The sequence below is a fragment of the Longimonas halophila genome, assembly GCF_002554705.1.
Lineage (GTDB): Bacteria > Bacteroidota > Rhodothermia > Rhodothermales > Salinibacteraceae > Longimonas > Longimonas halophila.
Genome location: NZ_PDEP01000011.1, coordinates 63,137 through 85,257, shown reverse-complemented (window position 1 = coordinate 85,257; position 22,121 = coordinate 63,137). Strand labels below are relative to the sequence as shown.

At 60.3% G+C, this 22,121-nt stretch carries 19 protein-coding genes; 3 read left to right on the top strand and 16 right to left on the bottom strand.

The window, feature by feature from the left end:
• Window positions 1-110: 110 nt before the first annotated feature.
• From CRI93_RS11730 to CRI93_RS11715, 4 genes are all read right to left on the bottom strand, one after another.
• The gene (locus CRI93_RS11730) at window positions 111-707 is read right to left on the bottom strand and encodes a hypothetical protein (protein ID WP_098062830.1); all 597 of its coding nucleotides are present in this window, start codon (window positions 705-707) and stop codon (window positions 111-113) included.
• Window positions 708-1,390: 683 nt separating this feature from the next.
• Entirely contained in the window at window positions 1,391-2,044 is a 654-nt protein-coding gene (gene udk, locus CRI93_RS11725) for a uridine kinase (protein ID WP_098062829.1), read from the bottom strand.
• A gap of 106 nt (window positions 2,045-2,150) precedes the next feature.
• Complete coding sequence (gene yaaA / locus CRI93_RS11720) at window positions 2,151-2,969, bottom strand: peroxide stress protein YaaA (protein ID WP_098062828.1); 819 nt, start codon at window positions 2,967-2,969, stop codon at window positions 2,151-2,153.
• 401 nt (window positions 2,970-3,370) lie between these two features.
• Window positions 3,371-3,727: a YtxH domain-containing protein gene (locus CRI93_RS11715; protein WP_245850493.1), complete on the bottom strand. Its 357-nt coding sequence runs from the start codon at window positions 3,725-3,727 to the stop codon at window positions 3,371-3,373.
• A gap of 451 nt (window positions 3,728-4,178) precedes the next feature.
• Here CRI93_RS11715 and CRI93_RS11710 point away from each other — a divergent pair, with 451 nt between their 5' ends.
• The 3 genes from CRI93_RS11710 (at window position 4,179) to CRI93_RS11700 (ending at window position 6,227) form a co-directional block, all read left to right on the top strand.
• Entirely contained in the window at window positions 4,179-4,988 is an 810-nt protein-coding gene (locus CRI93_RS11710) for an alpha/beta fold hydrolase (protein WP_098062827.1), read from the top strand.
• Window positions 4,989-5,457: 469 nt separating this feature from the next.
• On the top strand, window positions 5,458-5,949 hold the full coding sequence (locus CRI93_RS11705; protein ID WP_098062826.1) for a peptidylprolyl isomerase: 492 nt from the start codon (window positions 5,458-5,460) through the stop codon (window positions 5,947-5,949).
• Complete coding sequence (locus tag CRI93_RS11700; protein WP_141491688.1) at window positions 5,946-6,227, top strand: hypothetical protein; 282 nt, start codon at window positions 5,946-5,948, stop codon at window positions 6,225-6,227. Before CRI93_RS11705 ends, CRI93_RS11700 begins: the two co-directional genes overlap by 4 nt.
• Before the next feature lie 394 nt (window positions 6,228-6,621).
• Here the strand turns inward: CRI93_RS11700 and ftsZ are convergent, their stop codons facing one another.
• The 12 genes from ftsZ to rsmH form a co-directional block, all read right to left on the bottom strand.
• The gene (gene ftsZ, locus CRI93_RS11695; protein WP_098062824.1) at window positions 6,622-8,013 is read right to left on the bottom strand and encodes a cell division protein FtsZ; all 1,392 of its coding nucleotides are present in this window, start codon (window positions 8,011-8,013) and stop codon (window positions 6,622-6,624) included.
• 474 nt (window positions 8,014-8,487) lie between these two features.
• On the bottom strand, window positions 8,488-9,750 hold the full coding sequence (gene ftsA, locus CRI93_RS11690; RefSeq protein WP_098062823.1) for a cell division protein FtsA: 1,263 nt from the start codon (window positions 9,748-9,750) through the stop codon (window positions 8,488-8,490).
• Window positions 9,751-9,812: 62 nt separating this feature from the next.
• The gene (locus CRI93_RS11685) at window positions 9,813-10,574 is read right to left on the bottom strand and encodes a cell division protein FtsQ/DivIB (RefSeq protein ID WP_098062822.1); all 762 of its coding nucleotides are present in this window, start codon (window positions 10,572-10,574) and stop codon (window positions 9,813-9,815) included.
• Window positions 10,571-12,004, bottom strand: coding sequence for a UDP-N-acetylmuramate--L-alanine ligase (gene murC, locus CRI93_RS11680; RefSeq protein WP_098062821.1), 1,434 nt, complete (start codon window positions 12,002-12,004; stop codon window positions 10,571-10,573). Before murC ends, CRI93_RS11685 begins: the two co-directional genes overlap by 4 nt.
• A 34-nt stretch (window positions 12,005-12,038) precedes the next feature.
• Window positions 12,039-13,145 carry an undecaprenyldiphospho-muramoylpentapeptide beta-N-acetylglucosaminyltransferase gene (murG, locus tag CRI93_RS11675; RefSeq protein ID WP_098062820.1) on the bottom strand — a complete coding sequence of 369 codons (1,107 nt, stop codon included), beginning with the start codon at window positions 13,143-13,145 and terminating at the stop codon, window positions 12,039-12,041.
• Window positions 13,142-14,305, bottom strand: coding sequence for an FtsW/RodA/SpoVE family cell cycle protein (locus CRI93_RS11670; protein ID WP_098062819.1), 1,164 nt, complete (start codon window positions 14,303-14,305; stop codon window positions 13,142-13,144). Before CRI93_RS11670 ends, murG begins: the two co-directional genes overlap by 4 nt.
• 65 nt (window positions 14,306-14,370) lie before the next feature.
• Entirely contained in the window at window positions 14,371-15,756 is a 1,386-nt protein-coding gene (gene murD / locus CRI93_RS11665; RefSeq protein WP_098062818.1) for a UDP-N-acetylmuramoyl-L-alanine--D-glutamate ligase, read from the bottom strand.
• A 59-nt stretch (window positions 15,757-15,815) separates the two neighbouring features.
• Entirely contained in the window at window positions 15,816-16,973 is a 1,158-nt protein-coding gene (gene mraY / locus CRI93_RS11660) for a phospho-N-acetylmuramoyl-pentapeptide-transferase (protein WP_098062817.1), read from the bottom strand.
• 60 nt (window positions 16,974-17,033) lie between these two features.
• Window positions 17,034-18,605, bottom strand: a complete 1,572-nt coding sequence (locus CRI93_RS11655) for a UDP-N-acetylmuramoyl-L-alanyl-D-glutamate--2,6-diaminopimelate ligase (RefSeq protein ID WP_098062816.1) — start codon at window positions 18,603-18,605, stop codon at window positions 17,034-17,036.
• Between the two features lie 5 nt (window positions 18,606-18,610).
• Window positions 18,611-20,599, bottom strand: coding sequence for a penicillin-binding transpeptidase domain-containing protein (locus CRI93_RS11650; protein ID WP_245850492.1), 1,989 nt, complete (start codon window positions 20,597-20,599; stop codon window positions 18,611-18,613).
• A gap of 60 nt (window positions 20,600-20,659) precedes the next feature.
• Entirely contained in the window at window positions 20,660-21,091 is a 432-nt protein-coding gene (locus CRI93_RS11645) for a hypothetical protein (RefSeq protein WP_098062815.1), read from the bottom strand.
• Window positions 21,092-21,124: 33 nt separating this feature from the next.
• Entirely contained in the window at window positions 21,125-22,114 is a 990-nt protein-coding gene (gene rsmH / locus CRI93_RS11640) for a 16S rRNA (cytosine(1402)-N(4))-methyltransferase RsmH (protein ID WP_098062814.1), read from the bottom strand.
• Between the last annotated feature and the right edge of the window lie 7 nt (window positions 22,115-22,121).

Sequence of the window (22,121 nt, the reverse complement as noted above, 5' to 3'; positions counted from 1 at the left end):
AGGCAAGCAGCGGCCGGGCTCCAGCCAGACGAAGGAAACGTATCATATCGTGCATAGAGGGAAGATGTACAAGGAGAAGAGGGGACGCAACAGCATGCAAGGCGTGGGAGCTATTCGTGCGCGTCGTACCAGACAGCGGCAGGCGTTTCTGCAATGCGGTTCAGGCGGAGCACGAGCGTTCCGTTAACAGGCTGCGTGAGCCCCGCATACCGCCCAGGAGCATAGCCACGCAGATCAACCTCATTGCGCTCTTGGTCGGCGTTGAGCCGCAGGCCACCATCAATGATGTCAAAGCGGATGATTTCAGGTAAGAGCAATTCGCGACGGCTCTCCTCATCCTCCCGGCTGAAGTCTACAAGCACCTCGTTATTGCGGCGCGTGCTAAACTGACCGCTCACCGTTGAGCTACCGTCGCTGCCCTCTATGCGATACACCAGGTTGACCGTGGCATCGCCCCCAAAAAACTCCATGCGGGGCGACCGGTCCGACGTAACCAGCGTATCGCTCAGGATGTCAAAATTGTTAACGCCCTGTACGGCGAATTCGAAGCGGTCGAAGGTGTACGTGCCTTCCAAGTCAGAAGGCGGGGGACCGTCGCCATCACTTCCACATCCGGCCAACAGGGCAAAACTCAAAATGAAGAGAATGCCAAGGGCCAGCGACGAGTGAGCAGAGGAGAAACGTAGGCTGCGTATAGGGTGCATCATAACAAGCTGTTCATTGAAGGAGAAACGGTGCGGTAGACCGCATGGAGAGATCGAGGTTTCTCTTGATCTATGTGGTTGTAGCTGTATTTATATCGGTTGGTCGTATGTATCCACGCTCAAAAGAATACAGAACACCTGAAGCAGCCGCTTCCCAATCGAGGGAGGTAACAGGCGGCCCCTTACAAGCGCGTGTGCTACGTACATTCGGATAAAAAGCGCATGCACGAAGACCTGGCCCCTGTTTCTATCCGCAGGACAGCGCCCCCGCAAGACCGCTCGTACGTAGAACCTGTTTTGATTTCTTATTTTGGGCTGCGAGCGGTTCCGCTGGGCTGGGGCCGAAGGTCATGCCCCTGGTGCAAATTGCCCCTAATCTCGGCCCGTAGCCCCGGCTACGAACCTCGATTGGGGTCCAATTTTCGCCTCATCGTCCCTCGCTCTCGCCGTCAAACCAAAACCCAAACAGGTTCTTACAGCAGGCGCTAAAACGCAATCACAACGACGTATCATGCATAGAGCACACTTTAGCAGGGCATACTATGCAAGGCCCGGACTTGGCATAGCAGACCAAACAGGGAAACCCAACATAGACGACAACCAATCCCCTTTCTGATACGAATCTGTGACGTTGCCGAATAGAGTTGAAGAAGTGGTATAGGAAAGATCCATTAGTGCGCAGCAAGTTACGCCGAATCCGCTGGCGAGGCAGACGTGGACGCGTTGCGCAGCAGGTCGCGAATGCGTGCCAGCACCATATGGATGGCCACATGGTTTTTGCCCCCCCGTGGAATGATGACATCTGCGTTTCGCTTCGATGGCTCCACGAACTCCAGGTGCATTGGGCGGACGGTCTGCTCATACTGCGTGAGCACTTCCTCGATGGTGCGCCCCCGCTCTTCCAGATCGCGCCGGATGCGTCTCATCAGCCGGACATCGTCTGCGGTATCCACGTAGATCTTAATGTCCATTTGAGATTCGAGAGCCTGTTCGGCCAGCACCAGAATCCCCTCTACGATAATGACCGGGCGCGGCTCGACCGTGCGCGTTTCTTCGAGGCGACAGTGCGCGGTGAAATCATACACGGGTTTCTCCACCACCTCGTGCTGCAAGAGCGCGTCCAGGTGCGCACGCATCAGGTCGGTTTCGAGAGCGTCGGGGTGGTCGAAGTTGAAGGAGCCTCGCTCTTCAACAGGAAGGTGGCTCAGATCGCGATAGTAGGCATCGTGGTCGAGGATGGCAATGCGGTCGGGACCGATGGCGTGCACAATCCGCTTCAGCACGGTAGTTTTTCCGGATCCGGAACCGCCTGCAATTCCGATACAGACAGGGCGCTGCATGCCAGTCAATGCAAAGTAATGAGGGAAACAGAGCGAACGCTCATGCGGGGCGACCGTGTCTCGAATACCGCAGCCGCGTTGCGGGATACGCAGGGACAGCGGCCTGTTAGCGACGCATGTAGACGTGCCAGGTGTTTGTGACTTCGTCGTGTGTGAGCGCGCGCTTAGCGTAGGAAAAGCCGTCCGGGTGATCCTCCCACTCCTCCAGTTCCTCGAAATCTTCGGCGGTTTCCTGCATCACGTAATTCACGAATTGACCGCGCTGGATGTCAAGTTCTTCCTTGGGAACCGGCTCATAGCCGTCGCCCATGTCCTCCTCGAAATGAACGACGGCCCGTGCTTCGTACGTGTGGGTGTCGTTCCAGGCGTCGCGGTGTGCATCGGGCAGGAGATCCCACACGAAGCGTCCGGCAATGTAGTCATTGAGGATGGGACTAATGGTATCACGCCAGTAGTCAGCCGGAGCCCCCACGTCAGGCACATCGTCGTTGATGCCGAGCTGATAGTTAGGAATAAGATCGTCGGGACGGAGCAGCCCAAACAGCCCTGAAATGATGATTCCATTCTCCAGCAGCCGCCGCTGCGCACCGGTGGGCAGATTCGCAAAGTCCATAGCGGCATACATAATGCCCGGGCTGTATCGGTCGAGCGCCGACATGAGCGGGGCGTCGTAGATTTCGGTGTTTACGCGCACCGCCTCATCAAGCGCAGGGCCTTCCAGCCCAAACAGATCAGCGAGTTGCTCTTCATCGTGCTCATGGATCACGGTTTGTAGCGTGTCGATGAGTGCACGCCGTTCCGGATTCAGGGCATCGAAGTAGTTGAACGTACCCGATGTCCGGTAGTCGAACATATCGGGCGCAAATGGATTGCCGCCGGGTTGCTTCTGATCGGAAGGGGCGAGCAGAACGGTAAGGTTGGGCATGTAAAGTCAACGGGCACAGAGTGAAGGAGGATAGGCGTGCACAGCGTCTGTGCAGGAGCGGGCTGCTCAACGCCAGGATAGCCAGCAAGAGCGTATGTAAGGGAAAAAGCGGGGTGAGCGAGCATGTGCGCTACGAGGCGACAATGCACTGCACAGGGCCCCGTGGCCTCCCGAGGCCGGGGGGATGCATCAGCGGGGCACTTAGCCCGCATCGCGATCTTGACTCAGATCTGGGGCACGTGTGGGACGTATCTGAGACGCTTACTGCTTTTCGATGTTGGAAGGCCGCCCTCCCTTGTGCCTCTAAGCAGGTTCAGCGGATGTCAGCTTACAACGAATCAGCTTACCACGAACGCTGGGATACAGCACGTGGCACTCCCGCATTGAGTAAACAGATCGTGTCAAGACCCCGACTGATTTTCTTGCTGCTTCTTAAGCTCATCTAAGAGCGAGTCGATATCGTTGCGGATGTTGTTCGCCCGGGCCTGGGCATCCGCCACAAGCGCATCTCGCGTTCGGCGCGCATCGCTGCTGGAGCCGCCAGGCCCCGCGAGCCCACGCACGTACGAGCCGGTTTGCGAGGCCACTTGCTCAATCTGATACGCCAGGCGGCGCCGTGCGTTGGGGCCGCGCTGCGGAGCAAACAACATCCCAAGGCCAAAGCCAATGGCCCCGCTAATGAGCGCGCTCCAAACGGCTATGCGACGAGTCGGTGTGTCTTCAGACATGGCATCCTCGGGTCCGGTCAGGATGAACATAAGCAAAGGGCCAGCGAGCCCGGCGGGCCTGTGTGGCAATGAACCTGCACGCTCGCGGGGTATTGAAAACCGCAGAAATCGAGCCAGACAGCAAATATCGTCTACAGGTCCACCGTCATGGTAGTTACTGCAGTCGTTTCTTGCAAGCGGTGTAGCGCAGGTGTACGTGAGCACTTGGTTGAGAATAGCAATAGCCCAACCTCTTGCTTTCGTATGCAGGCGGTCACGGCTTTATCGGGAACGATTTGTGACGCTCGAAGTGACTATATCGTCGCATTCCCGCGTGCTGCACGCTGCCTATAAGCAGCAGCCAGCGTCAGGCCCCTGCGCCCCCACCTGAGGCGTACCGCCCACGGCACAAATCTTGTCTTTGATTCGGACAAGTGGCGCTGCTTCTGTGCTTCGCCGGCATTGGCGGGGCGTTTCTCTTACCAATGTGTTGCTCCCCTTCATGCACGATACCCCTTTTGTCGTTCACCATGCTGATGACTTCACCTACCTCGATGAGGGGCCCTGCGATGCATCGCATCCGCCTATTGTGCTTCTTCACGGACTGCTGGGCGATCTGAGCAACTGGACAGACACAATCCGCTGCCTGGCTAATGCTAAGTATCGCGTCATTGCACCGGTCATTCCAGTATACGGACTTTCGCTTAGCCAGACAAGCGTGCCGGGCCTGGCCGACTACTTAGATGGGTTTTTGCAGCGTCTCTCAATCGACGAAAGTATCCTGGTTGGAAACTCGCTTGGCGGGCATGTGGCCCTGCTTTATGCACTTGATCACCCAGATCGGGTAGCAGCTATGGTTCTTTCGGGGTCGTCTGGCATCTACGAGGCCCACATTGGCACGTCAACCATGCGCCGCCACGACCGCGAGTTTATCCGAGAGCGCACCGAGCTTACGTTTCACGACCCCGTGCATGCCACCGACGAACTCGTCGACGAGATGCTCGATGTGGTCAGCGATCGTCCGCGGGCGCTCCGCCTCATCAAGATTGCCCGCTCCGCCGACAAAGAAATTGTGCATGATGAACTCAGCCAACTCGACATGCCTACGCTCCTGGTCTGGGGCAACAACGACGTGATTACACCGCCGGATGTGGGGGAAGAGTTTCGGGATGAGATGCCGAACGCGGAGCTTCACTTTATTGATAAGTGCGGCCATGCGCCTATGATTGAACATCCTCAGGAGTTCAACGAAATCATGCTTGGGTGGCTGAAGCGTCTGGCCGAGGCGCCCTCCATGGCTTCTATGTCATAGCAACTCCGTCATAGCGTTTTCTCTCCCGCACCAGGATTTCGCACTAAGAACCTGTTTTGGTTTCTTACTTTGGGCTAACCTGGGTTGGAAAAAGACCGTATGCTATCCTGTACACCTGCGGTGTCGGTGTCCCGTAGAGCCTACGGTTTGAACCAGAGCCATCGTAGGGGAAGCGGCGATCGTTCTCCGTCCTTCGGGCTCTTCTCGTCGTGGCACGTTGCTTGTCACTGCATCATAGCGAACGTGGGTGCAACATTCCACCGTTCACCTCCCGTGGTCTCTGCACTACGGAGGCCTCCGTTGCCAGGCAAGCATGTACGGGTGAGCATGCTCGCCTGGCTTTTTTTGTCGCCCCCCGCGTCAATCAATACCCCATCAACGCACCTTCATATTGAAACACCGACGGGAACGCAAGGGTGCTAAGTCTTTGCTTTGCGATCTTACTTGAATGACATGATACCTCACTCTTATGGCTGATCATCCTACGTGGGATGCCCCACCCAACCTGACGATCGACCCTGATGCAACCTACCGCGCTGAAATTGAAACAGCGAAGGGACGTATCGTGCTTAGGCTGCATCCTGAACACGCCCCAAACACTGTGAACAACTTTGTCTTTCTGGCGGAGGAGTCGTTCTACGACGGGCTCGCGTTTCACCGTGTCATTGATGGATTCATGATTCAGGGAGGTGATCCCACAGGCACCGGACGCGGCGGACCCGGCTATACGTTCGACGACGAAGTGGATAACAATCCGCTCACACATGACCTGGGCGTCATTTCAATGGCCAATGCAGGACCGAACACGAACGGAAGTCAGTTCTTCATCACGCGGGCACCACAGCCTCACCTCGACGGCAATCACACGGTATTTGGCACGGTCGAAGAGGGCCAAGATGTCGTTGACGCCATCAACGAGGGCGATGTGATGAACCAGGTAACGGTGACTAAAAAAGCATGAGTCTGACGCGTTATATGGGGCCCGGGCTGGCATTTGTGCTGCTCATTGGGGTAGCCATGGTCGTGGTGACCCTGCAGTTGTTTGCGGTAGACCCCATGCTTGGATTGGCTGCAATTATGGTGTTTGCAGGCTCGGCTTTTGTGTATGGAGCCATTGAGCTGGCCGATCGGACCGTTTCGCATGAAGCATTGTCGGTGGCGCTGCGAGTTCGTGCCATCGGACTCGTACTGATCGGCTTGGGTACGCTCTTCGGCGCGCTGATGTACCTGGTGTTCTAAGTCCAGACCGGGTACCTTCTTTATCCTGGCAGTGGTTCAATGGCAAGTGATGGAGGAAAGGTGACCAGTAGCTGGAGACTGAGGGTACCCCCGGAAAGGGTTGCATCAGGAGACCCTATCACTTCCACCAAACAAAGAACGCCACACCTCTGGGACTGTCCAGAGGTGTGGCGTTTCTCATAGGTGCGAGAACGAAGACCACGTCTCCGTCCACGCAGAGCCACGACCAACCAACGGTGCTCAATCGTTGGTCCTACTGCTCGAATGCGAACTGCAGGGGCCGTGGTGGGGCTGGAGGGCCCCGAAAGGGGAAAATCTGATGCCCGGCACCTTGTGCGCTTTCATCTTGTGCGGGCATCTGTAGCAGGTGACTAAGCACCAGCTACCGCGTGCCTTAGTCCATCATTTTACGCAAGAAAGCTGGCGTGTCAGAGTCATCGTTACGGCTGCGCGACGTGTTGTTGCGTCCCTCACGATCATCCACATCATCGGCTCGAAGGCGGCGCACGCGAGGACCGTCTTGGTTGGTCTGCGAGCCCTCATCAGCCTGATTGGGCGTGTTGCTGTCAGCAGGCGGTGCATTATCGCGCGGCGGTACGCTACGGCGTTCGTAGGCTGGTTTATCCAGGACGCGCAGGTTATCCTCCCCTTTATAGTGGTATGAAGCATTTCCATCAAGGGGGACGGTACGACGCACACCGCCTTGCTGCTGACCTGAAGACGAATTGGGGGGCGGATTGCGTGGCGCCTGGGAGGATGAGGGCGTTCCTGTCTGCTGATGAGACGCTGCGCCGCTGTCATCGGTATCGCGCTTAAACCCCGTAGCGATGACCGTAACACGGAGCTCCTCGCCCATATCTTCGTCGATGACCGTACCGAAGATCACTTCTACGTCCTCGCCAGCTTCGCTCTGGATAATTCCTGTTGCCTTCGTGGCTTCGCGCAGCCCCAGCGACGGGCCCGATGTAATGTTGACCAGTACATTGGTGGCCCCAGCAATGGTGAGTCCGTCAAGCAAGGGACTACTGATTGCCTGCACGGCTGCTTTCTCCGCGCGGTCGCTACCGGAAGCCGTCGACGCGCCCATGAGGGCCGTACCTCCATTTTTCATTGTGGTCTTGACATCAGCAAAGTCAAGGTTGATAATACCACTTACTGTAATCAGGTCGCTGATGCCACGGGTGGCATTGTAGAGCACCTCATCAGCTTCAGCGAAGGCTTCGACCAGGCTGGTGCTGTCATCAACAATGTCGAGCAGCCGCTCATTCGGGATAACGATGAGCGTATCCACGTTTTCGCGGAGCAGTTCGATGCCTTGCTCGGCCGTCCGCATACGGCGTCCGCCTTCGCACATGAAGGGCTTGGTGACCACAGCCACCGTCAGGATGTCCATGTTGCGGGCAATGGAGGCGACCACAGGGGCTCCTCCTGTGCCCGTGCCTCCGCCCATGCCAGCCGTAATAAAGACCATGTCGTAGCCTTCGAGCGCCTGCTCGATTTCGTGGCTACTTTCTTCGACAGCCTCAGCCCCGCGGTCAGGGCGCGCACCGGCACCCAACCCTTTGGTGAGCGTACGGCCCGCCTGAATTTTATGAGAGGCCTCGTTGTTAGCCAGGGCCTGCGAGTCGGTGTTTACGGCAATGAAGTCGACATCCCCACGGATGCCTTTCGCCACCATGTTATTGATGGCATTACCACCACCGCCGCCAACACCAACTACGCAGATCTTGGCTTCCTCGTTGGCCGCGTCATCGAACGAAAATCGAGAACTAAAGTCGTTATCCATGGGTCCCTCCAGGTTGGATACAAATGCAGATGCCCGCAGCGTTCACGAAATGAGCGGTTCCGTGATGGGTGTGCATGTAGCGTTAACATATGATAGCGCTGTAAAAATGTTCAACGCAGGTGTAAAATAGAAGCCTACCCGCGCTTTGTCAACGCCCCACAAAGGTCATGCGCAAGACGAATGTCTCAAGAAGCAGGTAAAACTAACAGCTACCGTAAAGCGGACTGGTGCTAAAATACACAGATGGTTTTTGGGTATGTAATGTTATGGTGCCTCTTTGTGTCCTAAACGTAGCAGTCAAAGGCCCTAAAGTGTACCAAGTAACCGCCCCTCTTGCAAGATCGTTAGATCTCTCCGCGTAAAATGCGTAGCAGGATCATGGATTATGTGCGTGGCGGGGTATTGGAACGGAGAAGTCGTGGAGATGCAAAGACGGAAGCGCTTGCCCCCGCGTCCATCACAGTTCAGTGAACATTACAGTTCATCAAACCACGACTTCATGCGAGCGGCAAGGCGATCCATGAGCGTCTGGCCCTCGTTGTGGTCGTTGCTCTCGGCGCGAACGTCTTCACTGAGTGTAGACCCGCCGATGATTTCGGGACGCATGCCGTACAAGACCAGACCAACGCCCGTTGAAAACTTTGGATCGCTCACCTCCTCGACGAGTCCGCCACTCAGGCCCATGGGGCGACCAATGCGTGCTTCCATGCCCAGCACCTCAGCAGCCAGTTCGGCAGTACCCGGGATGAGCGAGCCTCCGCCGGTCAGCACACACCCCACTCCGAGGTGGCGCCCATACTCGCTCCGCTGCTTAATCTCAATCGAAGCAATCTCTAAAATCTCTTCCATGCGCGGCTGAATGACCTGCGCCAAGGCGTCGCGGCCAATGGTTTTTTCGGGCCGCCCGCCAATGCCCGGGATCTCGATCTGCTCATTCGGGTCGGCCACGTCAACGAGCGCCGTGCCAAACTGCCGTTTCAACTGCTCAGCCTGGTCGCGCATCACGCTCATGCCCTTGCCGATGTCATCCGTCACTTTGTTACCGGCAACGGCGATCACCGCGGTGTGGCGAATGGTGTGGTCCTCGAAGACGGCAATGTCTGTTGTGCCCCCGCCAATGTCGATGAGAGCAACACCAACCTCTTTCTCATCGTCGTGCAATACGGCAAAGGAGGAAGCCAGGGGCTCCAGCACAATGTCAGCCACTTGAAAGCCGGCCTTTTCGATGCAGCGGTAGATGTTCTTAGCTGCAGAAATTAAGCCGGTGATGATGTGAACGTTGGCCTCCATTCGAACGCCGCTCATGCCCACCGGGTCGGCGACGCCATCTTGGCCATCTACAATAAACTCCTGAGGAATGACGTGCAGAATCTCACGGTCGGCGGGCAGCGACACCTGCATGGTGTCTTCGAGCAGGCGCTGCACGTCTTGCTGCGTGATCTCGCCCGAGCGGATGGTTACGACGCCACGGCTCTGAAAGCTTTGCACATGATCGCCCGCGATACCGACGATGACATTGTGGACCTCGACGCCAGCAGCACGCTCGGCTTCCTCAATGGCTTTGCGCACCGCGTTAACCGTGCGGTCGATGTTGACAACGACACCACGGTTAAGGCCGTCAGAGGCGGCCATGCCCATCCCCAGAATGTTGATCTGTCCCAGCTCATTCTTGGCGGCCACAACGGCACAGACCTTTGTCGTTCCAATGTCGACTCCTACTACGATATGTTCATCCATAGGTGCGTGTGCTGTTGCATCGTACAAAAGAAACGGGTCCGACACGCGGTGGCAGGCGCAAGCTACGGCTGCGTAATAACCTGCTCCTCAAACCGCAGATCGATGGTGCGAATGGGGCCATCGGTGTACGGGAGCACATGCGTATGAAACGCTTTGAGGCGTTGAAGTTTGTTGGAATAGCGGGTGTGCCCCATATGCACCGTCATGGTGTATCCTTCAGGGTGCGTTACGTACAAGTCTACGGCGTGGTCGGGATCCGTACGGAAGCCAGAAATTAGGGCGCGTGCCGTGTCGGCGGTGGCCAGAGCGCGCAGCATCTGCTGCGTAGCCGGGCGCACTACAGGCTCAGTGGTATGATACGAAACGGAATCGTCGTACACCAATGGCACGTCAAAGGTGGTATCGGAGCGTGCGGGCAGCGCATGGCCGTTGGCATCCAAAAAGAAGCGAGGGGAGCCCCTGGGAGTAACCCAGCGTCCGTAGGGCGTGCGCTCCTGAATCTTAATGTCAACGCGATTGCGAAAGGGACGGGGACGCACGGTGCTCTCGGCAATCCAGGGGTGCTTGTTGAGACGGCCCGCTGTGCGTTCTGGTTCAACCGTACGAAGCGGCTGGCCGGTTTGCAAGTCGGCCAGCGTACGCACCGAGTCGGCTGAGAGCACCGTATGCCCAGACACGTGCACGGCGCTAACGGTGCCACCGGCGGCCCAGCGCCACGCCAGGGCCCCCACCAGCACCAGCACAGCCAGCGCTACAACGCCCGTGGCAGCGGTAGCAGGCCGCGACGCATTGTCTCGAAGCAGATGACGAACGGACAGCTTCATGAGGCCTCAGAGGAGTGGGCAGCATGACGTTCGTTTAGGCGCTCCACAAACGTGCGGCTGGCGCGCCAAATATCGCCCGCGCCCAGCATGAGCACCACGTCGCCTGAACGCGTCAAATCGAGGAGGCGGGTGGGCAGATCCGACAGGCTGGATACCCACTGTACATTCTGGTGCCCAAAGGCCCGAGCCTGCTCAGCAAGGCGCTGCCCGCTTACGCCATCGATGGGCGATTCGCGGGCTCCGTAGATTTCGGTGAGCACGAGCATATCGGCATTAAAGAACGAACGTGCAAAGTCGTCGAGCAGGTCGCGGGTGCGCGAGTACAGGTGGGGCTGGAAGACAGCGACCAGGCGCCGATCTGGAAAGCCGTCGCTGGCGGCATTGAGCGTGCCACGCAGCGCGGTGGGGTGGTGCGCGTAGTCGTCGATAACCGTGATGCCACCGGCCTCGCCCACCTTTTCAAACCGTCGCTGCACGCCCGAAAACCGCGCCAGGCCGTCGCGGATGTGCTCGAACGGAATGTCAAGCTCGTGGCCTACGGCGACCGCGGCCAGAGCATTCTGGATGTTGTAGGCTCCGGGCACGGCAAGCTGAATGCGCCCCAGTGCTTCCCCTTCTCGCATCACCGTAAACGACGCTCGCAGTCCGTCGTAGACAATATCTTCCGACCGAATCTGCGCTTGCCGGGTGGTGCCGTAGGTAATCACGCGCCGCTCAATCTGGCCCACAATCGACTGCACGTTGGGGTCGTCGAGGCAGACGATCGCGGCGCCAAAGAAGGGCACGCTGTTGGCGTACTGCACGAATGCCTGCTTGATGTCGTCGAGGTCGTCATAGATGTCGAGGTGGTCGACATCGATGCTGGTAATGACCGCGAGCGAGGGCGTAAGCCGCAAGAACGTGCGGTCGTACTCGTCGGCTTCGATCACGATGATATCGCCCTCACCCGCTACGGCGTTGGAGCCGAACACAGCCACTTTGCCTCCTACGATGATCGTGGGGTCGAAGGCGCCCTCGGTCGTCACCAGCCCCGCCATGGAAGTGGTGGTCGTTTTTCCGTGCGTACCAGCGATGCCCACGCCAAACTTCATGCGCATCAGCTCGCCCAACATTTCGGCACGGGGGATGAGCGAGATGCGGCGCTCGGTGGCGGCGCGCGTTTCTGGATTTTGCGTTGGGTCGATGGCTGAGGAGTAAACCACCACATCCGCCTCGCCGATCTGTTCGGCATCGTGGCCGGTGTAGATCGTGGCCCCCAGCGATTCAAGATGCGCAGTGACGTCGTTCTGCACCAGGTCAGACCCGGTCACGCGGTAGCCCCGGTTGATCAGCACCTCGGCAATGGAGCTCATGCCAATGCCGCCAATGCCCACCATGTGTACCTGGCGGATGCGGCCGAGCGCAGGTTGTCGTCGTCGGGGTGTACTCATGAAGCAGAAGGCAACAGGCGACTATAAGCAGATGTTACGAGTGAGCGGCGCGGCGTAGCACATCGCGGGCAATCGTGCGGGCGGCATCGGGTTTGGCGTGGGTACGGGCCGCATTGGCCAGCGCGGCGCGGGGCTCCGCATTCGAAAGAAGCGGATGCAGCGTATCCAAAAGATGCTCGTGTAAGTCGGATTCGGGCAGCAGTTCTGCAGCACCGGCATTGCGCAGGCTGCGCGCGTTTTTGGTCTGATGGTCGGCCACCACGTTGGGGGAGGGCACCAGTACGGCAGGCGTGGCGGTAGCCAGCAGTTCGCTACACGTGAGCGCGCCCGCCCGGCACAGGGCCAGGTCGGCCACGGCATATGCCTCGTCCATCCGGTCGATGTACTCCATGAGCCGCAGTCGCGGATGGGCCGCAGTGCGGCGGTCGAGGTCATCGTAGTAGCGAGTGCCGGTTTGCCACCACAGATGCAGGTGCGGAAACGCCTCCAGCAGCGCTTCGTGGTGGGTATACAGGGCGTCGTTGAGCGCGGCACTGCCCAGCGACCCGCCTGTTACGAGAAGCACCATGTCGCGTGGGGCAACCCCGTGGCGGGTGCGTGCAGCGTCGGGGTTGGCCTCTAACAGAGCGGGGCGGATGGGGTTGCCGCTTAGGTGCGTGCGTCCATTGGGGAGCGCGGACTGAGCTTCCGGAAAGGCGACGTGCACCGCATCTGCGAGCGGACTCAACAGCCGGTTCGTAACGCCCACATACGCGTTTTGCTCTTGCACCACGAGCGGGATGCCGCGTAGCCATGCCGCCAGCCCAACGGGCCCGGCCACGTACCCGCCGGTGCCCACCACCACATCGGGACGAATAGCACCGGTAAGGCGCCAGCTCTGCATCAGCCCGCGCATCAGTGCAATCGGGAATGTTAGGTTCTTCCACGTCCATGCGCGCTGGAAGCCGCGTATGGTAATCGGATGCAGGGCATACCCGGCCTGTGGCACCGCCCGGGCTTCGAGGCGATCGCGCGTACCGGCAAACACGACGACCGCGTCGGGGCGGATATTGCGAATGGCGTCGGCAATAGCGATCGCCGGATACACATGGCCGCCGGTGCCACCGCCCGCCAGTAAGATGTGGGGAGGACGAGTGCTCATTTGGCGTCGGTAGAGGTCTGTCGCGAAATGTTGAGAAGGATCCCGGCCATCACACCATTGGCCAGCATGGATGTACCGCCGTACGATACAAACGGAAGCGGCAGTCCGGTAACCGGGAGCAGCCCGCACGACACGCCCGCATGGATGAATCCATACAGCACAATGAGGGTCGTGAAGCCGGTGGCCAGAAACGCTCCCAGTGGGTCGGGCGCGTTTCTGGCGATTCGGAGAAAGCCCTGAAAGAGCAGCAAGCCAAATGCAAAGAGAAGTCCGAGCGCTCCGAGCAGACCGTACTCTTCGGCGACAATCGCAAAGATGAAGTCATTGTACGGGGTCGGCAGAAAGTCGCGCTGCGTGCTCTTGCCGGGTCCTACGCCCGTAAGTCCCCCCATCGCAAACGCAATGCGAGCCTGGCGCGCCTGGTAGCCCTCGCCCTGTTCGTCGAGCACGTACTCGGCATCGGTGGTATCGAACAGATCGACGCCCACAAACGACTCCACCCGTGCCGCGCGGTGCGGCTCGGCGAGAATGAGACCGGCGGCCATCACCAGGCCCAGTAGCGCCAGCGTGCTAATCTGCGTAGCACTTACGCGTGCTACAAAGCACATGGCAATTACGCCCATTACCATGACCGCAGAGGTAGAAAGGTCTTCCAGCCCCACCAGTAGCACAGTGGCTCCCACCCATACCAGCACGGGCAGAAAAGATCGGCTGAAGCTCTTGATATATTCTTGCTTTTTGGTAAGTAGCACCCCCACGTAGAGCAGCAGCGCCACCCGCGCCAGATCCGACGGCTGAAAGCCCACCCCGCCAACGCGAATCCAGCGCGCTGGCCCCTCGGTAACCAGCCCCATCAGCTTTACAACAAGAAGCAGTCCCAGCGCGCCCACCAGTAGCACGCGGCTGTACCGGGCCAGCAGGCGGTAGTCAACAAGGCTCATTGCAAACATAGCAAGAAGGGCGATGCCCACCCGCAGCACATGGCGCAGCAGAAACAGCTCCGTGTTGCCGCCTGAGTTCACATCGGCGAAGAACGTGATCGCGCTGTACACAGCCACCACGCCCACAGCCGAAAGCACCAGCACCGTCCACGTCACGTACTTGTTGGCGGGCGGAAGCGCGTAAAACCGGTCACGAAGGGCAGCGATGAGCTTAAGCACGAAGAAGAAGGAGTCGAGCGTAGAAAAAAGGGATGCGCAGGCGTTGCCCGTACTGTGGCAACGTATTACAGCGCCTGCACGGCAGCACGAAAAACGTCGCCGCGCTCTTCGTAGTTGCGATACATGTCGAACGACGAGCAGGCCGGGCTCAGCAGCACCGCGTCGCCCGGATGGGCCAGGTGCTGTGCCGTGTGCACAGCCGCCTCCATCGTATCAGCCCAGGTGCATGTGTCGGCGTGCGGCCCCAGCTCGCGGGCTACTGTATCGGCACTTTCGCCCAGGGCAATGATGGCACGTACGCCCTGCTGCACCAAGGGTTTGAGGGGCGCGTAGTCGTTGCCCTTGTCGCGCCCACCAGCAATCAGCACAACCGGGCGCGCGAAGCTTTCGAGGGCATATCCTACCGCTTCCACGTTCGTCGCCTTCGAATCGTTCACATAGAGCACGTCCTGGTGCGTACGAACGGACTCGAGGCGGTGCGGCACCCCCGCAAACGTGCGCAGGCCTTTGCGGATGGATGCAACCGGCACGTCCATCGCGTCCGCAATGAGCGCTACCGCCATGGCATTGTAGCGGTTGTGGCGTCCACGCAGCGCAACGTCGTCGGTGGCAAGGAGTGGGATTTCAGTTCCGTCTTGGCGCAGGATGAGTTGCCCGTCTGACTCGTAGATTCCGCGTTCAGGCGGATGCGTCTGGCTGAATGCCGCCAGTGCAGGCCCATCGGCAGCCTTAGGGGGATGCGTGCGCGTTACGTGATGCACGGTGCGCTCGTTGTCAGCGTTGTATACAACCGTATCGCCTGCCGTCTGCTGCGCCATGATGCGCGCCTTGCTGGCCGCATAGGCCTCCACACTGCCGCCGTAGCGGTCGAGGTGGTCGGGGGTAATGTTGAGGAGCGCGCTCACTCTTGGACGAAACGCATCTACGTGATCGAGCTGAAAGCTGGACACTTCGAGCACCACCACATCGTTGGGTCCTGCCGAACGGGCGTGGTCGCTAAACGGCACGCCTACGTTACCTGCTACAATTACCGCACGCTCAGGGGCATCCTGCCAGGCGGTGCGTAGCACATGGCCGGTCCATTCGGTGGTCGTGGTTTTGCCATTGGTGCCAGTAATGGCCACAATGGGCGCCTCGCAGAACCAGGCGGCCATCTCGATTTCGGAGACGACCCGCACCCCGCGCTCGTGGGCTTGCTGCACAACCGGCGCATCTGAGGGCACACCCGGACTGAGCACCATCAGGTCGGCATCAAGGGCGCGCTCGGTGTGGCCGCCCAGCTCGTGGGCTGTGTTCTGCTCGTCGAGCAACGCACGCAGTTTGTCATCCCCCGAACCATGTTCGCTTAGGAAAAGATGTGCCCCGGTATCTGCTAAAAGGCGCAGCGCGGCCTGCCCGCTCCGGGCTCCACCTACAATCGTAATAGCTTTGTCGGACAGCGAAGGAGGCATAGCAACGAGAATCGTGCACAGAAAGCGCGTGTGGGAAAGCCTGAGCTGGATGCAGCGGTTTAGCGGATGCGCAGGGTGAGCAGCGCAGCAATGACCGTGAGCGCAGTGATGATCCAGAAGCGCGTCACGATCTTGGCTTCGTGCGTGCCTTTGGTTTCGTAATGATGGTGCAGCGGGGCCATTCGAAAAATGCGCTTTCCGGTGCCGGTTTTGCGGCGTGTGTACTTAAAGTAGCTGGTCTGAATGATGACCGAGAGCGCCTCCGCAAAATATACGATGCCCAGCAGCGGTAGCAGCAGCTCTTTGCGCACCATGAGCGTGATGGCACCAACGGCAGCGCCCAGGGCCAGCGCGCCGGTATCGCCCATGAAGACGGACGCGGGGTATCCGTTGTACCACAGAAAGCCGAAGCAGGCTGCGGTCATGGCGGCGCAGAACACGGTCAGCTCGCCCGTGCCGGGCAGGTACATCACGTTCAGAAACGAGGCCAGATTCACGTTGCCCGACACGTACACCAGCGCCATGAGTCCGAGCGACACAAACGCCGTAACCCCCGCGGCCAGACCGTCGAGCCCGTCGGTTAGGTTGACGGCGTTAGAGACGGCTGTCATGATAAACGTAACCACCGGAATGTAGACGATCCAGCCGATGTCGGGGCCAGCAATCCAGTCGCGGAAGAAGTAGTAGTCGACCGCGCGATTTTTCAGGAAGGGGAGATACGTAAGGCTGTTGTATTCGGCAAAGGCCGGGGTGAAGTAGAGCACGCTGCCCACCAAGACGCCAATGCCTACCTGCGCCGCAATCTTCGTCCACGCCGAGAGGCCCTCTTTCTGCTTCCGCACGGTCTTGATGTAGTCATCAGCGAAGCCCACGGCTCCCATCCATGCCGTCGCGGCAATAGCCAGCCACACGTAGGGCTCCTTCAGGTCGCCCCAGAGCAGCACACTGCCCAAAAGCGAAAGCAGGATGATGAGTCCGCCCATGGTGGGCGTGCCGGCCTTGTGTGCGTGGTCGATTGTGCCCGATTCGGTGCCGGTGCGCACGCGCTCGCCCAACTGCTGCCGCTCCAGCCACCGGATGATGCGACGCCCGGCAAAAAGGGCAATAACCAGCGCGGTGAGTGCCGCCAGCGAAGCGCGCACGGTAATAAACTGGAAGACCTGGAAGCCCGGTGGGTCAAGCGTGCGTTGCAAAAAGGCAAAGAGTTCGTAGAGCATGCAGAGGGAAGCATCAGACAGGCGAAGTGCTCGCGGGCGCAGGGCACAACCCCGGTGGGGTCAGGTGGAGGCAGAGGAAGGAGCATGATGAGCCGAGAAGTGCCGCTGGGCTACGGCGCGATCATCGAACGCGCGCCGCTCGGTGCCGATAATCTGGTACGTTTCGTGGCCTTTCCCCGCAATGAGCACCACATCGGCGGGTTGGGCGTGGCGGGCCGCCGCCTCGATAGCAGCATCGCGATCGGGGATCCATTGTGCGTCGGTGGGTCGACTCATGCCGCGCCGGATGTCGTTGAGGATGGCGTGCGGGTCTTCGGTGCGTGGGTTGTCGTTGGTCACGATCAGGCGATCGGCGAGCGACTCGGCAATGGCCCCCATGGTGCGACGTTTTCCGGTATCGCGGTCGCCTCCGCATCCAAAAATGCACCACAGCTGCCCATTTGCGGGACACAGCGGACGCAACGCGTGCAGGACGGATTCGAGGGCATGCGGCGTGTGCGCATAGTCGACAATGACCGTTGGACCCGAGGCCATGTCGAGACGCTCGAAACGTCCGGGTACGGGCGGTGCTGTAGCCAGGGCCTGCCGCGCTTCGGGGCCCGAGGCGCCCACGGCTTGCAGCGCGCCATAGGCCGCAGCCAGGTTGTATGCGTTGAAGCGGCCTGTGAGCTGAAACGTGACGGGCGCTCCGTTCAGACGCATCGAAAGGCCCGAGAGCGCGTCCTCAATGGCCTCCATCCGGATGTTGGCCTGGGCATCGGTGCCGTAGGAGCGCGTCGTGGCGGCGGTATCGGCGACCATCGCGGGGCCGGCGTCATCATCGAGGTTGTAGATTGCTGTGGACGAATCGGGCAGGTCGTCGAAGAGCGTTTTTTTGGCGGCTTGATACGCCGCCGGGGTGCCGTGATAGTCGATGTGATCGGTTGTCAAATTGGTGAAAAGCGCCACATCGTACTCGATGGGCGTGGTGCGCGCCTGTGCAAGTGCGTGCGAGGAGACCTCCATGGCACAGGCGGTGCATCCGTCATCGACCATGCGGCGGAGCGTGCGGTGCAGGTCGAGCGGGCCCGGTGTGGTGAGTTCGGCGTTCACCGAGAGCGTGCCGGTGCGCACCTCCACCGTGCTGATGAGCCCGGCAGTTGCTCCAATGGCGTTCAGGCCATGATGCAACAAGTAGGCAGTGGTGGTTTTGCCGTTGGTGCCCGTCACGCCAATCATGGTAAGCGCGTCGGCCGGGTCGCCGTAGTAGGCGGCAGCCAGGTGCCCCAGCGCCGCCCGGGCATCGGACACGCGCACAAACCGTACGGCGGAATGCGCAGTGCGAGCGTCTTCGGGCAGGCGTTCGGCAACAACCGCCGTGGCTCCGGCCTCAATGGCAGCACCGATGTAGGCGTGGCCATCGGTCGTGTGGCCGGGCACGGCAACAAAGCAGGCCCCCTCGCGAACGTGGCGGCTGTCGTCGGCTACGTGCACAAGCGTATGGGGGGCATCCAGGTTAACGGTGGACCCCGCTACCACAGCATCCAACAGCCCAGCGCTTCGAAGGCGCTGCACAAGTGTTGCAAACCGCAGCGTTTGCGCAGGCGGCGGCGTATTGGATGAGGTCGGAGAAGGCGGTGCAGGGGAATCCATAGCCGTTACTCGCTCGTCAGGGTCAGGGCATTGGGGAGGGCTGCGCCGGGGGCCACCGACTGCTGGACTACGGTGCCGCGGCCTTCGAGCGTAACCTGAATGCCCTTGGCGTCCAACCAGTGCACCGCCCGGCGGGTCGACACACCGCGGAAGTCGGGCAGCACGGTAGGGTCGTCGACCTGCAGCGTGGCGGCGGCTACAGGTGGGGCAGACTCGGACGAGGACGCGTCGGAGGCGGTTGCTGCAGAGCCGGGGTCATCGGCTTCATTGGTATCGGGACGGCGAGCGGCTTGCATCATCCGATTGGATACCTCGGGCAGCGTAGTCAGCCAGCGTTCGGCAATGCGGTTAAAAATCGGGGCGGCCACATCACCGCCATACATGCCGTTGCGAGGGGCACCGACAAGCACAAGCAGGGCGACAGCGGGGTCATCGGCCGGAAACCAGCCCACGAACGAGGCGCGGGTCTGGCTGCGCACGTAGCTTCCGTTCTCGGTGGCGAGTGCGGTGCCTGTTTTTCCGGCTACGGGCAGGCTGGCAATGCCCGCAGCGGTAGCCGTTCCGTCTTCCACGACGTCTTGCAGAGCATCGGTAAGCTGGCGGGACGTTTCGCGCGTGATGACACGGCGCACGGTGTCGGGCCGGGCCGTCCATAGCGTTTTCCCTCTGTAATTGCGGCGCTCGTCAACCAGATACGGCTGTAGCAACGTACCGCCGTTGGCCACCGCACTGTAGGCTGTAAGCAGCTGGATGGGTGTAACGGCCACTTCGTACCCGATGCTCATGGAGGTACGCGTGGTGCGGCTCCACTCCGAGGGGCGGCGCACCACGCCGGTGGCCTCGCCGGGCAGGTCGATCCAGGTGGGCTGCGTGAAGCCAAAGTTGCGCGCGTACTGGTACAAGATGCCCGGCTCAATGCGCTGCGCTACCTCGGCAGTGCCTACGTTGCTCGACTTTGAGAGGACCTCGCGGAACGGAATCGCGCCGTATGCGCTGATGTCGCGCATGGTGTATCCCGAGTACACGGCCCAGCCATCGCCGGTGTCAATGGTATCGCTAAGCGACACGTAGTCGCGTTCGAGAGCGGCGGCGGCGGTTACGAACTTGAACGTAGAGCCCGGCTCAAAGCGGTCGGTAATAGCGCGGTTGCGGCGCTGGCGCTCGGAGTACGCCGCGGCGCGATTTGGGTTATAGGTGGGCGTGTTGGCCATAGCTAAAACAGCCCCGGTATTCGGATCCATGGCAATGGCCGTGCCCCACGATGCCCCTTGCGCCTCTACGCCGCGCTGCAACTCATCTTCGAGTGCCACCTGCCGCATTCGGTCGATGGTAAGCACAAGACTTTGGCCTTGCTCGGGCGGCACCTCGCGCCCACCTACCATTGCCTTGATGCGCCCGCGTCGGTCGCGCTTCACCGCACGCGAACCCGGCGTGCCCGTAAGATACTCGTCATACCTCAGCTCCAGCCCGGCCAGCCCCTGGCCATCGCTTCCCACATGCCCCAGCACATGCGCAGCGGTCGTGCCATGGCTGTAGGTGCGTGCAAAGCGCGGGGTTACAATGAGCCCCGGTACATCCCACCGCTCCACGGTAGAGCGCTGCTCTTCATTCAGGCCGCGCACCAACATCACGTACTGCGAACTGGCACGGGTACGTACACGCTGCCGATAGCGATCAGCGCTGCGCCCCGTCAGCTCGCCCAGGGCGGCGTAGAAGCGTTCGGCCTGTTCAGCAAAGCCGTCGATCGTGGGATCGAGCCCGAGATCATACTCAGCAGTGTTGATGGCCAAGGCGTGGCCGTTGCGATCCAGAATCGCACCCCGCATGGCAGGAATCGTCTGCTCCGAACGTGCCTGCTGCTGCCCCTGCGCGCGCAATTCGTCCCCCTCGGCCAGATGGATAAATGCTATGCGTGCCACAATCACCAGCGGCACCAGGCCCAGCAGCGTAAGGACCACATAGATGCGGATGTGTATGGCGTCGCGTGCGTTCACAGGGGAGCAGGAGGCAGTGAGTTAGAACAGTACGAAACGGCGGAACCCCGATAGACGGCGTTAGGGCATGGGCACGGGCCGCCCGAACGAGACGGTTTCTTGCATACCCATTGCTCGCGCGCGGTCATGCACCTGCGCCGGGCCGGTCTTGCGAGCGTATGCCCCTTGCAGGTAGTTATGTTGGATATGGAGCGATCGGTTTTCCGCCTGAGCTTGCTGCACATCCGCCAGAAGCTCCTGCGTAGCATGTACATGACCGACGTATGCCGTAAAGGAGGCTGCCAGAATCACAACAAAAAAGGCAAACCGAACGGTAGAAATCTGCTCCAGGAAGGGGCGATCGGATGTTGGTTTGGGGCGTCGTGCATTGGTATGCTCCAGGTCGGTCCAACTGGGCAGAGCTGTGCCGTGTCGCCTCCAGTTGTTGTCTGAAGACGCCTCTGAACCATTCAGGTCGGGCGATGCGGATGGCGAGGGCACAGGAGATCGCATGGAGATCGAGCAAGCAAAACAATGTGATAGGTGCTACGGCATAATCGGACCCGCATCGGCGTTAGACTGGCGCTCGGCGATGCGCAGGCGGGCGCTTCGAGCCCGTGGGTTGGCCTCAATCTCGGCCTCGGTTGCTGTTTGGGGCGAGGCGTCAATCGGAGCAAAAGGAGCAATGAGCGTGCCGTACAGGTCGCGCTGCGGAGTGCCGTCGAAGTTGCCATAGCGCAGAAACCGCTTGGCGCGGCGGTCCTCCAACGAGTGGTAGCTCAGCACGGCTATGCGCCGCCCTGTGGGTAACACTTCTACGCTGTCTTCCAGCACCGATTCAAGGGCCTCCAGCTCGCCATTCACAGCAATACGCAGCCCCTGAAAGACGCGTGCCAGCGTTTTGGTGACGACATGATCGGGCACCTCCTCGCGGATCGCATTAGTTAGCTCGGCGGTGGTGTCGAGCGGACGCGCTTCGAGGATGGCGGTGGCCAGCACCCCGGCGTAGCGCTCTTCGCCGTAGCGGCGCATCACATCGGCCAGATCGCCGTGGCTCCACTCGTTCACGATAGTTCGCGCCGTAAGACGCCCCTCTGGATCCATACGCATGTCGAGCGGCCCTTCGGCTTGAAAGCTGAACCCGCGCTCGGGTACGTCAATCTGATGCGAGGACACGCCCAGGTCGAGCAGCAGCCCGTCGACCTCGCTGAAGCCTGCATCGCGAAGCAGGCGCGGCAGTGCGCGAAAGTTGCCGCGCACCAGGTGCAGGCGGTCGGCCTTCACTGCGCCGGATAGCCGGTCGCCCACCGCACGGAGCGCCTCGGGGTCCTGGTCAATCGCCACGACGCGTCCCTCCGGTGCCAGCGCGTCGAGCAGGGCCTCTGTGTGACCGCCTCCGCCCGCCGTAGCATCCACGTAGCACCCGGTAGGCGTAGTAATAAGCCCGCTGCACACCTCGGAAGCCATTACAGGCGCGTGGTAGTCCGTCGCGTAGGCACCGGACGCAGAACCGGAGGATGCAGAGCCATTCGGCATACAGACA

Bases quoted from the DNA above. Each gene is read 5' to 3' on its own strand.
- CRI93_RS11730 (WP_098062830.1), bottom strand. From the start codon at position 707: ATGATGCACCCTATACGCAGCCTACGTTTCTCCTCTGCTCACTCGTCG.
- udk (WP_098062829.1), bottom strand. From the start codon at position 2,044: ATGCAGCGCCCTGTCTGTATCGGAATTGCAGGCGGTTCCGGATCCGGA.
- yaaA (WP_098062828.1), bottom strand. From the start codon at position 2,969: ATGCCCAACCTTACCGTTCTGCTCGCCCCTTCCGATCAGAAGCAACCC.
- CRI93_RS11715 (WP_245850493.1), bottom strand. From the start codon at position 3,727: ATGTTCATCCTGACCGGACCCGAGGATGCCATGTCTGAAGACACACCG.
- CRI93_RS11710 (WP_098062827.1), top strand. From the start codon at position 4,179: ATGCACGATACCCCTTTTGTCGTTCACCATGCTGATGACTTCACCTAC.
- CRI93_RS11705 (WP_098062826.1), top strand. From the start codon at position 5,458: ATGGCTGATCATCCTACGTGGGATGCCCCACCCAACCTGACGATCGAC.
- CRI93_RS11700 (WP_141491688.1), top strand. From the start codon at position 5,946: ATGAGTCTGACGCGTTATATGGGGCCCGGGCTGGCATTTGTGCTGCTC.
- ftsZ (WP_098062824.1), bottom strand. From the start codon at position 8,013: ATGGATAACGACTTTAGTTCTCGATTTTCGTTCGATGACGCGGCCAAC.
- ftsA (WP_098062823.1), bottom strand. From the start codon at position 9,750: ATGGATGAACATATCGTAGTAGGAGTCGACATTGGAACGACAAAGGTC.
- CRI93_RS11685 (WP_098062822.1), bottom strand. From the start codon at position 10,574: ATGAAGCTGTCCGTTCGTCATCTGCTTCGAGACAATGCGTCGCGGCCT.
- murC (WP_098062821.1), bottom strand. From the start codon at position 12,004: ATGAGTACACCCCGACGACGACAACCTGCGCTCGGCCGCATCCGCCAG.
- murG (WP_098062820.1), bottom strand. From the start codon at position 13,145: ATGAGCACTCGTCCTCCCCACATCTTACTGGCGGGCGGTGGCACCGGC.
- murD (WP_098062818.1), bottom strand. From the start codon at position 15,756: ATGCCTCCTTCGCTGTCCGACAAAGCTATTACGATTGTAGGTGGAGCC.
- mraY (WP_098062817.1), bottom strand. From the start codon at position 16,973: ATGCTCTACGAACTCTTTGCCTTTTTGCAACGCACGCTTGACCCACCG.
- CRI93_RS11655 (WP_098062816.1), bottom strand. From the start codon at position 18,605: ATGGATTCCCCTGCACCGCCTTCTCCGACCTCATCCAATACGCCGCCG.
- CRI93_RS11645 (WP_098062815.1), bottom strand. From the start codon at position 21,091: ATGCGATCTCCTGTGCCCTCGCCATCCGCATCGCCCGACCTGAATGGT.
- rsmH (WP_098062814.1), bottom strand. From the start codon at position 22,114: ATGCCGAATGGCTCTGCATCCTCCGGTTCTGCGTCCGGTGCCTACGCG.